The sequence below is a fragment of the Nonomuraea sp. NPDC050680 genome, assembly GCF_040654555.1.
Lineage (GTDB): Bacteria > Actinomycetota > Actinomycetes > Streptosporangiales > Streptosporangiaceae > Nonomuraea.
Map to the genome: position 1 here is coordinate 20750 of NZ_JBFAIF010000042.1, position 12711 is coordinate 33460.

General features: G+C 68.2%; 10 protein-coding genes. 5 read left to right on the top strand and 5 right to left on the bottom strand.

Annotation, left to right across the window (positions count from 1 at the left end):
• Positions 1-287: 287 nt before the first annotated feature.
• The 4 genes from AB0H88_RS51940 (at position 288) to AB0H88_RS51955 (ending at position 3953) form a co-directional block, all read left to right on the top strand.
• A complete protein-coding gene (locus AB0H88_RS51940; RefSeq protein WP_357657566.1) occupies positions 288-977 on the top strand; it encodes a CBS domain-containing protein in 690 nt (229 codons plus the stop codon).
• 79 nt (positions 978-1056) lie between these two features.
• Positions 1057-2430 carry a cytochrome ubiquinol oxidase subunit I gene (locus AB0H88_RS51945; RefSeq protein ID WP_357657568.1) on the top strand — a complete coding sequence of 458 codons (1374 nt, stop codon included), beginning with the start codon at positions 1057-1059 and terminating at the stop codon, positions 2428-2430.
• Between the two features lie 13 nt (positions 2431-2443).
• Positions 2444-3409 (top strand): cytochrome d ubiquinol oxidase subunit II, encoded by a 966-nt coding sequence (cydB, locus tag AB0H88_RS51950; protein WP_357657569.1) that lies wholly within the window; start codon positions 2444-2446, stop codon positions 3407-3409.
• Between the two features lie 178 nt (positions 3410-3587).
• The gene (locus tag AB0H88_RS51955) at positions 3588-3953 is read left to right on the top strand and encodes a hypothetical protein (RefSeq protein ID WP_357657571.1); all 366 of its coding nucleotides are present in this window, start codon (positions 3588-3590) and stop codon (positions 3951-3953) included.
• Positions 3954-4155: 202 nt separating this feature from the next.
• On the opposite strand, the gene AB0H88_RS51960 is transcribed toward AB0H88_RS51955, so the two are convergent.
• Together AB0H88_RS51960 and AB0H88_RS51965 are read right to left on the bottom strand one after the other, a co-directional pair.
• The gene (locus AB0H88_RS51960; protein WP_357657572.1) at positions 4156-4428 is read right to left on the bottom strand and encodes a hypothetical protein; all 273 of its coding nucleotides are present in this window, start codon (positions 4426-4428) and stop codon (positions 4156-4158) included.
• Between the two features lie 642 nt (positions 4429-5070).
• Positions 5071-5715: a response regulator transcription factor gene (locus tag AB0H88_RS51965; protein ID WP_357657574.1), complete on the bottom strand. Its 645-nt coding sequence runs from the start codon at positions 5713-5715 to the stop codon at positions 5071-5073.
• Between the two features lie 126 nt (positions 5716-5841).
• Between AB0H88_RS51965 and AB0H88_RS51970 the strand changes: the two genes are divergently transcribed.
• Positions 5842-6762 carry a sigma-70 family RNA polymerase sigma factor gene (locus AB0H88_RS51970; RefSeq protein WP_357657575.1) on the top strand — a complete coding sequence of 307 codons (921 nt, stop codon included), beginning with the start codon at positions 5842-5844 and terminating at the stop codon, positions 6760-6762.
• Between the two features lie 143 nt (positions 6763-6905).
• Here AB0H88_RS51970 and AB0H88_RS51975 read toward each other — a convergent pair whose 3' ends face one another.
• The 3 genes from AB0H88_RS51975 to AB0H88_RS51985 form a co-directional block, all read right to left on the bottom strand.
• Positions 6906-7586 (bottom strand): CBS domain-containing protein, encoded by a 681-nt coding sequence (locus AB0H88_RS51975; RefSeq protein WP_357657576.1) that lies wholly within the window; start codon positions 7584-7586, stop codon positions 6906-6908.
• A gap of 243 nt (positions 7587-7829) precedes the next feature.
• Positions 7830-9218 (bottom strand): DUF4389 domain-containing protein, encoded by a 1389-nt coding sequence (locus tag AB0H88_RS51980; RefSeq protein WP_357657578.1) that lies wholly within the window; start codon positions 9216-9218, stop codon positions 7830-7832.
• 141 nt (positions 9219-9359) lie between these two features.
• Positions 9360-12587 (bottom strand): CBS domain-containing protein, encoded by a 3228-nt coding sequence (locus tag AB0H88_RS51985; protein ID WP_357657579.1) that lies wholly within the window; start codon positions 12585-12587, stop codon positions 9360-9362.
• Between the last annotated feature and the right edge of the window lie 124 nt (positions 12588-12711).

Consider the following 12711-nt stretch of genomic DNA (forward strand, 5'->3'; position numbering starts at 1 on the left):
GGCCCTGGTCCAACCGTCCCGGCCTCGGTCACCGCGGGGTCGAATCCGGTCACGACGGCAGCGCGCGTGCTTTCCACTCTCCTTCGGTTCGCGCTTCACCTTCACCGATGGGGCGGGCTGGGAGGAGGGCCGAAGGCCCCGTGCTGCACGGCCGTCAGTCACTCGTGCTGGGGCACAAAGCTCCGGATCGCGGGACTTCCGTCCCTGTAGACCTGCTCCGGTGCGGTGCTGCGATGGCCATGGAGAGAAAGGGGAATCCGATGTTGCGGATCAGTGTGAGAGACGTGATGACCACTCAAGTCGCTTCGGCGAAGGTAGGCACGCCGTTCAAGGAGGTCGCCGAGTCGCTGGTGCGGCGCGGGGTCAGCGCAGTGCCCATCCTGGACGAGGACGGCAAGGTCGTCGGCGTGGTGTCGGAGGCGGATCTGTTGCGCAAGGAGGAGTTCAGGCAGCAGCACTACGGGGAGGGCTACCGGCCGCGGCTGCGTGCCCGGCTGCTCCGCCGGCTGGCTGGACACGGCGAGAACGGTAAGGAGAAGGCTGCGGGCGTCACGGCCGCCGAGCTGATGTCGGCGCCGGCGGTGACGGTCGCGCCGGACGTCTCCACCGTGACGGCCGCCCAGCTCATGGACGAGCACGGGGTCAAGCGCCTGGTCGTGACAGACGAGGACGGGCGGCTGATCGGCATCGTGAGCAGACGCGACCTGCTCAAGGCGTACGTGCGCGATGACGCGGAGCTGAAGCGCTGGGTCGAGGAGGCCATACCGGAGCAGGCCCGGTGGAACGACCGGACGGGGATCTTGGTCCAGGTACAGGACGGCATCGTGACGCTGTCCGGCTTCACCTCGACCCGTAGTGAGGCGGCGGCGGCCGTGCACATGGCCAAAGGGCTCGGCGGCGTCGTCGGCGTCCGCGAGAAGCTCGTCTGGGATCGGGACGACCGGCTGGAGTTGCCGTTGATCTGGGACCGCTCCTGAAGCGGATGGGACCAAGGTCCTTCGGGGTAGGGGCCGCTCGGCCCTACGGCCCGGGTCCGCTCTACAGGAACCTGACCGCATGGATGTCTTGGACCTTTCGCGCTGGCAGTTCGGCATCACCACCGTTTACCACTTCCTGTTCGTGCCGTTCACGATCGGCCTGTCGATCATCGTGGCCGGGCTGCAGACGGCTTGGCACCGGACGAAGAAGCCGGAGTATCTGCGGCTGACCCGGTTCTGGGGGCGGCTGTTCCTGATCAACTTCGCGATGGGCGTGGTGACGGGCATCGTGCAGGAGTTCCAGTTCGGGATGAACTGGAGTGACTACTCGCGCTTCGTCGGGGATGTGTTCGGGGCGCCGCTGGCCATGGAGGGGCTGATGGCCTTCTTCCTGGAGTCCACATTCCTCGGGCTGTGGATCTTCGGGTGGGACAAGCTGTCGCCCCGGCTGCACCTGGCCACCATCTGGCTTGCCGCGATCGGGACCAACATCTCGGCGTACTTCATCCTGGCGGCGAACTCCTGGATGCAGCACCCGGTTGGCTACCGCGTCCACAACGGTCGCGCCGAACTGACCGACATCTGGGCCGTGCTCACCAACTCCACCACGCTCGTCACATTCCCCCACGTGATCTTCGGAGCCTTTCTGACCGCTGCGGCCTTCGTGCTCGGCATCAGCGCGTGGTTCCTGCTGAAGAAGCGGGATATATCCCTGTTTCGGACCTCGGCCCGGCTGGCCTTGGTCGTCGCTCTCGCCTCCGCGATCGGGGTGTCGTTCTCCGGGCACTGGCAGGCCCAGATCATGACCGAGCAGCAGCCGATGAAGATGGCCGCCGCCGAAGCTCTGTGGGAGGACGAGACGTCCGCGGGCTTCTCCCTGTTCGCCGTCGGCGACGTCGAGAACGGCCGCAACCACATCAACCTGCAGATCCCCAAGGGTCTGAGCCTGCTGTCCACCAACACCCTGGACGGCAAGGTCGAGGGCATCAACGACATCCAGGCCCGCTACCAGGCGCTGTACGGCCCAGGCGACTACCAGCCGGTTATCGGCCTGGCCTACTGGTCGTTCCGGCTGATGATCGGGTTCGGCGCGCTGTCGGCGCTGCTGGCCCTTGCCGGGCTCTGGCTGACCCGGCGCGGCCGACTGCCCGCGGGCCGTTGGGCCTACCGGCTGGCCATCGCCGGAATCGGGCTGCCGTTCCTGGCCAACAGCCTGGGCTGGATCTTCACCGAGATGGGCCGCCAGCCGTGGACGGTGTTCGGCCTGATGCGCACCGCCGCCGCCGTGTCTCCGGGCGTGGACGTCGCCTCGGTGGCGATCACGCTGGTCGGCTTCACCCTGGTGTACGCCGTGCTGGCGGTGATCGAGGTACGGCTGCTGATCAAGTACATCCGCCTCGGACCGGTCGAGGAGACCGAGCCCGACACCGCTGTCCCCGCCCTGAGCTACTAAAGGACATCCGACCATGGAAAACGTCTGGTTCGTACTGATCGCCGTGCTGTGGACCGGCTACTTCCTGCTGGAGGGCTTCGACTTCGGCGTCGGCATTCTGCTGCCGTTCCTGGGGCGAGGCGAGGAGGAGCGGCGCACCATCGTCAAGACGATCGGCCCGGTGTGGGACGGCAACGAGGTGTGGCTGCTGGTGGCCGGCGGCGCGACCTTCGCCGCGTTCCCCGAGTGGTACGCCACCCTGTTCAGCGGCCTCTACCTGCCGCTGTTCCTCATCTTGCTGGCGTTGATCGCCCGCGGGGTGGCGCTGGAGTACCGCAACAAGTCCGACAGCCCGCGTGGCTGGGACCGGGCCTTCTTCTGGGGCTCGCTCGGCCCGGCCTTCCTGTGGGGCGTGGCGTTCGCCAACATCGTGCGCGGCGTGCCGCTGGACGCCGACCACGAGTACACCGGCACCCTTCTCACCCTGCTCAACCCGTTCGCGCTGCTCGGCGGGCTGGCCACGCTGCTGCTGTTCACCCTGCACGGCGCGGTCTTCCTGGCCCTGCGCACCACCGGCGACCTGCGTCAAGGCGCCGCCCGCATGGCCAAGAGTCTGGCCCCGGCGACGATCCTGGTGGTGATGGGGTTCCTGCTGACCTCGGGAGGCGGTGGCCGGCCAGCCTGGTGGGCCGCGGTGGCGCTGGTCGCGCTCGGCCTGGTCGGCGCCGTGGTCGCGACGTTGCGCGGCCGGGACGGGTTGGCGTTCGCCGCCAGCGCGCTCGCCGTGGTCGCGATCGTGGCCGCCTTGTTCACCGGCTTGTGGCCGAACGTGCTGCCCGCGCTCGACCCGGCCAACAGCCTCACCGTGACGAACGCCGCCTCCACGCCGTACACGCTGACCGTGATGACCTGGGTCGCGGCCATCTTCACCCCGCTGGTCCTGGCCTACCAGGCTTGGACGTACTGGGTCTTCCGCCGTCGTATCACCGGAGCCACCTGAGAAGCACTCCGGCAGATCGCGCCGGGGCGTCCTTAGACGATCCGGAGACCTGCTTGGGCGTCGGTCACCATGTCTACCGTCGCCGTACCAACGGTGAGCGTTCGATGATCCGCCTCCCTCAGATCTCGCACCGATCCGCCTCCCTCAGATCTCGCACCGAGCAGCAAGGAGCTTCCCGATGAGCACGCGGCATGAGGCAGGGCGCCTCCCGCCCGTCTACGAAGCGGTGATCTCCGCCTACGCCACCGCTCTGGCCGGCTCGACGCTGGCCAACTCCAGCAGGGTGGCCTATCTCCGTCGCGTCCGCGGGTTCCTGACGTGGGTCGCCGCACAGGACAGTGGCTCACCCACCAGCGGACCGCCGACCGACATGGCGGCGGCGGCACGGGCAGCTCATCGCTACAGCCGCCATCTGCGGCATGCCCGCTACGCCACCACCACGATCGGCAGTGTCATTGCCGCTATCGAGGACTTCTACGCCCGGTGCGGGCTGGGCGCCACCGGACTTCGACGCGGGCGAGACCAGTCGGCCCCACGCCTTTGAGGCACAGAGATCTCCAGAGGTGAGGGCCTTGGTCCATACCTTCGCCTGAGCGCACTGAGCTGGATGAGGACCGACCGGACACGAACCTTGACGGCGTTGATGCTCGGCTTGGCGACTCCAGAGACCTCGGATGGGGGCCGGCTGAGCGGCGCGAGCCATGGGGGCGGGACCGGGGCCCGCCCCTGGCTTGTGCCGCGCGTCGTTAACGGCCGATGGGATGGTCGTGCCTGGCGCGCAGGACCTCCAGGCCCGCGTAGTAGTCCTCGGAGCCAATCTCGCCGCGGGCGAAGCGCTGCGCCAGCAGCTCCTCCGGCGTCGGTGCGGACGCCCCGGTGCGGACGCCCCTGCTCACATAGCGGGTGGCCAGCACGATCACTGCGGCCAGCAGCCCCCAGAAGAGCACGGTGCTGACACCCATGAGCGCGTAGCCCCAGCCGCTCATACCGCTGTAACCCCACCACATCATCGTGATCACCTCTGTTCGTTTCCTGCTGCCATCGTGACCTCGCGGCCCGCTGCCACATAGGGCCTTAGGTCCCAGCTACTACCGGAATTAGTAAGATGCCGCCGCTTCCTGTCGCTCCTTGGACTGGTCCGTGAGGGGACTTATGGCCCTGGGACGGTGAGGTGGCGTGCGGTTCGATGTCGGTGGCCGCTTCGGCGGAGCCCGTGCTGGTGGTTGTCGACTCGCACGGTGGCGCGCCGTGGCCGTCCCGCCGGACGCTCGAAGGAAAAGGAGGCGGCAGGCATGAGTCTGACTTGGAAGGACGCTCTGGCGACAGCGCTCGCGGGCGTGAACATCGCATCTACGTCGCCTTCACTCAGGGCGCGGACGTGCCCTGGCTGTGTGCTGTTCTACGCCACCATCGCGCTCTGTTTCATGGCCATGATGCGGGCGGCAAGGTCGGCCGCCAGGCCTTGTACGCCCGGCAGGCGCCCATTGGCACTAGCGCGACCGACTTCGACCCTGCCAGGAGCGACCTGAGGAAGGTCCCCTTGAAGGGTGGCGAAGGAGGTACCTCATGATCATCGCAGGAGCGGACGGCTCGCTGCCTTCGCGAGCCGCTGTGGAATGCTACGGCCAGGTGGCCGTGGCCGCGGCGAGGCTGTCATCGGCCTAGTGTTCCTGGCTCTCCGCCCGTAGCCGAGCGGAGAGTGCGGCGGCTTGAGTGCGGCGTTGCATGTCGAGTTTGGACAGCAGGTTGGAGACGTAGTTCTTGACGGTCTTCTCGGCCAGGAACATCCGCTCGCCGATCTGCCGGTTGGTCAGCCCATCGCCGATCAGGTCGAGGATGTGCCGTTCCTGCTCCGACAGCGCGGCCAGGGGGTCTTTTCTGGCCGCTTGGTCGCGGAGGCGCTGGAGCATGGCGGCGGTGGTCCGGGGGTCCAGCAGCGACTGGCCGGACGCGACCGTGCGCACCGCGCCGACCAGGTCGGAGCCGTGGATCTGCTTGAGCACGTAGCCGGACGCCCCGGCCATCACGGCGTCGAACAGCGCGTCGTCGTCGGCGAACGAGGTGAGCATCAGGCAGGCCAGCTCGGGCAGCTTCGAGCGTACCTCGCGGCACACGTCCACGCCGTTGCCGTCGGGCAGTCGCACGTCCAGCACGGCGATGTCGGGTTTGAGGGCAGGGATGCGGGCGATGGCCGACTCGGCGGTCCCGGCCTCGCCGATCACCTCGATGTCGTCCTCGGAGTCCAGCAGCGCGGCCACGCCCCGCCGCACCACCTCGTGATCATCGAGCAGGAACACACGAATCATGCCTGCGACGCTACCGGACCGAAGACCTGATCAAAAAGGAACGAAAGTCCCCACCGCATGAGGCCTTTCGGCGCTACGCCGGTCGCCGTCTCCAGCGTGTCCTGTAAAGGGAACAGAGGAGGACACATGATTCTCGTAGGAGTGAACGGGCCGCATCCGCACGATCAGGCGGGCGCCCGCCTGGCCCAGATCGGCGACACCCCATTACTGACCGCTGGCCAGGAGATCCGGCTTGCCAAGCGGATGGAGGCAGGGGCTCATGCCGCTCGTCTGATCGAGCAAGGGGCGACGGAGCCCGGTCTTGAGGCAGCGGTAGCCGACGGCCGGGCCGCCAGGCAGCACATGATCGAGGCGAATCTGCGGCTGGTGGTCTCGATCGCCAAGCGGTACGCGCGCAGGGGCATGTCGCTGGCGGACGTGATCCAGGACGGCAATCTCGGGTTGATCGAGGCCGTCGAGCGCTTCGACCACACGAGGGGCAACCGGTTCTCCACCGTCGCCACCTGGTGGATCCGCAAGGCCATCCAGCGCGGCCTGGAATACGCGCACACGATAAGACTGCCGATCGGCGTGCAGGATGAGCTAGGCAAGATCGCCCGCGCGGAGGCGGAGGCGACGCATCGGCTCGGACGTGTCCCCGCCGAGTGGGAGCTGGCCGAGGAATCAGGGCTTGGGCCGGCGAGGCTCGCCTACCTGCGGCGGCTGCCCGCGCAATGCGTCAGCCTTGACACGGTGGCGGGCGAGGGGCGGCATCAGTCGACCTTGGGCGACCTGGTCGAGGACGTTGATGGCGCGTCTCCCGAGCAGTTCGTCGAGCGGACGGCGCTCAAGGGCGTGCTCGCGTCCCTCGTTGAGGAGCCGGCGCCGCGGCAGGCGTCGATCATGCGGTTGCGGTTTGGGTTGGACGGGCACGACGAGCACACCCCCCGGGAGATCGCCGAGTTGCTGGGGTTGACCCCGCAGTGGGTGCGCCAGTTGGAGAAGGAGTCGCTGGCTCGGATGCGTGGCGGCGGCAGGTGGCATGGACTGCGAGCGTGGGCGAGCTGATCCGGCCGTCTCGTCATCAAGGGTCCAACGTCGCCCGTCGCGGTGATGCACGAACCGTCGAGGTGACCCGGTGCGGGGCTCGCCCGGTTCCTGGCCGAGCAGAGCGCCGCACTGCGACCCTTCGGCACCTGCGCGCCGGACCGTTAGGCGTCGTCCTCGTCCCACAGCAACTCGTCTCGCACGTCTACGACGCCATTGACTTGGGCCGCGCGGCGGGCGATGAGCGAAACGTCGCTGCGGGTGCCGGTGCGCCCGTCCAGTGCTACGACGCCGTCCTTCACCGCGACCTCGACCTGAGAGGTGTCGACCCAGGCCAAGTGGTCGAGCTCCTCCTGGATCTCGTCGGCGATGTCCTCGTCCCGGCGGAGGAACACCTTGACCAGGTCGTGGCGGCTGACGACGCCGACCAGCCGGCCCCGGTCATCGACGACGGGCAGGCATACGACGCCATGCTCGTCCATCAGCCGCATCGCGTACACGATGGCGTGCTGCGGCCGGATGGTGATCGCCGGAGCGGTCATCAGCTCGGCCGTGGTGCTTGCGCCGACCTTCTTCATGGTCCGCCTGCCGCCCGGAGACAGACGCCTTCGGAGGCGGGCCCGGATCGGCGGCGGGTAGCTCTCGCGAGAGTACTGTTCCTTGAACTCCTCCTTGGGCAGCAGATCCGCCTCGGACACGATTCCGATCACACGACTGCCATCGTCGATCACGGGCACCGCGTTCAGTCCATGTCGGATCAGCGTCTCAGCGACCTCCTTGAAGGACGTTCCCGCGGTGACGTATGCGGCCTCCTCGTTCATGATCTCGTGCACTGTGACACGCATCGTTTCCTCCTCGAAACCTTCTTCTCTTCCATGACAGCCGGAGAACTTTGGCCGGACGAGTGCCTTTGGTCCCCTATGCGAGGGCCGAACGATCAGTACGCGGGCGCCTGCCGGGTACCGGACGAGTTCGCGTGGGCGATGGCCGATCGGCGGCCCGGGACGAGGACCGCCACCCACCTGGCCTCGTGATGGTGGTCTCGGCGTTGTGCAAGCCGGCTTGGGGCGGAATACCGGCGCTGATGGTCATGAAGTTGGCGCTGGCTGCCTGCGCTCGGGGGCGGGGGCCGCGGCCAGGCGGACACCGATGAGGATCAGCGTGGTGCCGGCGAGCAGGAGGACCGCTGTGGCGATGAACAGCCCTGCGGTGAGTCCGGCCAGCCAGGGCAGAGTGGCGGCCAGCTTGAGATCGGCGGTTACGGGGGAGGTGCCGTCGGCGTTCATGATCACGACGGTCCAGTCGCCCGGCTGGACGTCCCACTCCACCTTCCCTGAGCCGCGAGCCGCCCAGAAGGTCTTCGAGCCGGGCAAGGTGTCCGGTCTGCCACCGGGGTGGTGCTGGTAGCCGATGTCGCCGCCGGTGCCGCGGGTGATCTGGTCGTGGGCCACACCGTTCAGGTAGGAGAGGGCGTCGGCTCGGCGGGCGATGCCCACGAAGAGCGGCGTGCTGGTGCCGATGGCCTCGACGCGGACCCGGCCCACCAGGTCACGCAGGAAGTCCACACCCTGGCCGCTGACGGCGATCTGCTCGGTGGTCAACGCGTACGTCGTAGTGGTGATCCGTCCGGCGTTCGTGGCGACGAAACCATCGCTGCTCCGAGCTCGGTCCAAGAGACCCGAAGCGGTGCCCGAAACGGCGGTGCCGATCGCGCCGAAGGCCAGCAGGGCACCCATGGTGATGGCCACGATCGAGCCCGCGCTGTGTCGTACCGGAACATGGGCAGATGGAGGCGTGGTTTCGAGCCTGGGCAGTTCATGCCCGCCCTGCTCCAGACGGAAGGGTGGGTAGGCGTCGGTCATGAGGCAGGCGTAGGCGGCCACCCGCAGGGCCCACCGGTTCATGCCGAGTACGAGGTCGAAGATGCCGTGGGGGTAGCGGCCGGTGAACAGCAGGAAGGCGGCGGCGATGAGGACCAGCAGCCCGATCAGGCCGCCCCAGTCCAGGGTATAGAGCACGCCGCCCGCGTCGGGTAGGCCGCTACGCCAGGAGATGACGCTGCCGCTGGTGAAGAGGCCCACGATCAGGTAGTGCGGGATGGCCAGCAGCCACCACTTGGCCAGCACCAGCCCCCGCGAGAGCCGCTCGGGGTAGTCGATCTCCAGCGTGGCCGGGTAGTCCGGGGCCGGGCCGAGGGTGAACGGCGGGTAGCGATCGGTGCCTAAGGCGCCGTAGCTGTAGTAGGCCACCCGCCAGGTCCAGCGCAGCACACCGAGGTTGAAGTCGAACAGCACGCGCGGATAGCGGCCGGTGAACAGGATCGCGAAGAACGCGACGACGGTGAGCACGCCGAAGGCGATCCACAGGAAGCCGAGCAGGATGTAGTGGGGAATCGCCAGGATCCACTTGACGATCCACAGGCCCCGGTTGAGCGGTTCTTCCAACCTGGCCTCGACACGCACGGGATATGGGTTCATCCATCCAGCCCATCATCCGGCTCGCCAGGTGACAGCGGCCGAAAGTCCTCCACGCGGGCGCCGTTGGGCCTGTACCGCGGTGGCTCACGAGGCCGGTGCCCGGCCCTTCGTGCGTAGTTCTCACCGGCGGCGCTTGTCGCGTCAGCGGCTGTCCCATTTGGCGTCGTCGTGTTTCCAGTTGAGCCGGTCGACGACGTCGACGACGCCGTTGACGCGTGCGGTCATCCGCAGCGCGATCGCGACATCGCTGCGGCGCTCCATCCAGCCGCTCAGCGTGACAACGCCCTGGTCGACATCGACCTTGGTGCCGAGGGTCTCCATCCACAGAGACCGCTCCAGTACGTCCTCCCGGACTTCGCGGGCGATGTCGCTGTCGGTGCGCACGAACGCCTTGAGCAGGTCGCGCCTGCTGACGACACCTTCGAGTACGCCATCGCCCGTGACGACGACCAGGCGTTTGACGCCGTACTCGTCCATGCGGCGGGCGGCCGTGACGATCGAGGCGGTGGCGGAGATGGTCACCGCGGGCGCGGTCATCAGCTCCGCGGCGGTGTCGGCCGCGGCCTTGCGCCGGAAGTCTGCTCCTTCTGCGGCCATGCGGTGCCGTAACCGGGTCCGCAGCGGAGGCTTGTAGGCCTCGTTGTAGTACCGCTCACGGAACTCCTCTTTGCACAGCAGGTCCGCCTCGGATACGACACCGATGACGCGCTCGTCGCCGTCGACCACCGGAACGGCGCTGACGGCGTGCTCGATAAGCACCTCGGCGATGTCCTTGAACGACGTGCTGTGAGTTACCGAGGCGACCTGCGTGGTCATGACGTCTCTTACTGTGACTCGCATCGCGGATCCTCCTTCGCGTCCTCTTACGAGCGAAGCGCGAACTGATCCACTCGGGTAGGGGCAGAGGTCCCAGGCGGGCGGGCCGTTGGTCAGGGGTGCCGCCCCTTTCGCCCCTCCCTCACCGGCCGTGGATGCGGCGGCCGGTGATCTGGTGCGGGACCATGCGGATGTAGAGCCGTCGGTCGCCACCGGCCCACGGGGTGACGGCTGATGGGTGAGGCCCAACCGCTCGCGATGGTGAATCATGCGACGTCCGAAGTCGCCGGTGCCTGTCATGAACGTCTCCTCATCCTCAGTGGTGAAGGTGCGGTTGGTGCCGCGTGGCAGAGTGATGCCGTCAATGCGTGTTCTGTCGCGATCAACGTCGATGACCAGTTGATGGCCGCGGTAGCGGATCGGCAGCGACAGCGCACCGAGCCGGTCGGGCAATAACGGGTTGAGGTGCGGGCCGTCGGGGTGGATCTCCAGGCCCAGGTAGCAGCGCTGCAACATGTCCAGCGTGCCGGCCATGGCGCCGAGGTGGATGCCCTCCGCGGTGGTGCCGCCCTGGACGTCGTTGATGTCGCTGAACAGCGCCTCGGTGAAGAACTGCCAGGAGCGGGCCCGGTCGGAGCGGGAGAGTACCCAGGCGTGTACGACGGCGCTGAGGGTGGAGCCGTGGCTGGTGCGGCCGAGGTAGTAGCCGATCATGCGAGGGATCAGGTCCGGCGTGGCCGGGTAGTCGAGCCGGTTCAGGATCGCCAGTAACTCCTCGGCGCTCAGCAGATAGCACAGCATCAGCGTGTCGGCCTGCTTGGCGGCCTTGTAGCGGTTGACGTCGTCGCCGTCGGCTTCGAGCGCGCGGTCGAGGCGCCGCACGCCGCGGTAGCGTGCCCAGTCCAGTTCCAGCAGGTCGGCGTAGCCGGTGAACTGGCTGATCACGCCGTCATGGAAGTCGACCCGCATGCGGCGGGTGATGTCGTCCCAGCACGCCTCCTCCTCAGGGGCGGCCTCGCCGAGTTCGAGCGCGCGGGACAGCAGCCAGACGGTCATGATGTTGGTGTAGGAGTTGTTGGCCAGGCCGGGCGAGGAGGCGCCCGGGTAGCGCTCGTGGTACTCGTCGGGTCCCATGACGCCGCGGATCTCATACCGTCCCGATGCGGGGTCGAGCACGGCCAGTGAGGCGAAGAACCTGGCGATCTCAATGAGCAGTTCGGCGCACCACGGCGGCATGAAGCCGGTCGCCAGGTAGTACTGCCACACGTTGTAGGCGATGGCCAGCCCGATGTGCCGCTGCAGATGGGACACGTCCGGCAGCCAGCGTCCCGAAGAGGGGTTGAGGTGCAGCGTCTGGGTCTCCTCGCGCCCGTCGCTACCGCTCTGCCAGGGGAACATCGCCCCGTCATATCCGGCCTCCCGGGCCGCCGCCCTGGCTTCGGGCAGGCGCCGCCACCGGTAGCGCAGCAGGCCGAGCGAGATCTCGGGGAAGCGCAGGTTCAGCCAGGGCAGCACGAACAGCTCGTCCCAGAACACGTGCCCGCGATAAGCCTCGCCGTGCAACCCGCGGGCGGGCACGCCCACGTCTAGGTCCACGGTGTGCGGGGAGAGGGTCTGTAACAGGTGGAAGATGTGCAGGTGAACGATCTGCGCGAGCTCCGGGTCGTCCACCTCCAGCCGCGCGTCCTGCCACAGCAGTTCCCATGCTGCTACGTGCCGGGCGAGCAACTTGTCGAAAAGCGGCGCCAGCCGTAACCGGCGCAGGGCCGCTGAGCAGGGGTCGTGGATGGCGGGATCGCGTGAGGTCACCAGCGCCACGACCTTGGTCACTGTCGCGGGCACACCCTCGACGACGTCGAAGACGTGCTCGGCGGTGATCCGGTCAGGTGCGCTGGTCACCTTGGGCACCGCCGGGGTGTCCATGCGGGCGGCGAGCGCGACCGTGACCTGGGAGGAGCGGGTGACCGCGGTGAGCCAGGTCAGCTCGCCTTGCGTACCGGTCGCATGGCCGGTCAGATGATCGCCGCGCAGGTCACGGTAGCGGACCACGCCGCTGTTGGTCACCCGGCCGTCCAGCTCCGCGCGCACGCGCAGCGGGCCGGACCAGTTCTCCGCGGTGAAGGTGGTGTCGAGCGCGGCCAGGTACGGGTCGGCCATGGACACAAGACGGCGTTGCCGCACGAGGGTGACGCGGCCCGCCTCGTCACGCCAGCGTAACTCGCGCAGCAGCACCCCCTGCCGCAGGTCGAGCTCCTGGCGGTAGCCCAGCAGGTCGGCCCGCTCCGGGCGGAACCACGCTGAACCGGGGGTGGCGAACGTCAGTGGCAGCCAATCGGGCAGGTTGACCAAGTCCTCATTGGTGACCGTGCGGCCCGCGACCGTAGAGGCCAGCCGGTCGTAGCAGCCCGCGGCATAGGTGCCGGGCGTGCGCACCTCGCCGTCGGGGGTGGCGCCGCGGGTGGCGAACCGGCCGTTGCCGAGCGTGCACAGCGCCTCGCGTAACCCCTCGGACGCCGGGTCGAAGCCCTCGTAGGCGAGGGTCCAGGGATTCATCGCCCTAGGGCAGGGGCGCGGCCGGTGATGGCCAGCTCGGCCAGGTCCGTCACCACGACGTCCGCTCCGGCGCGGCGCATGGCGGCCGCCTGCGAGCCCGTCCGGTCCACCCCGACGACCAGGG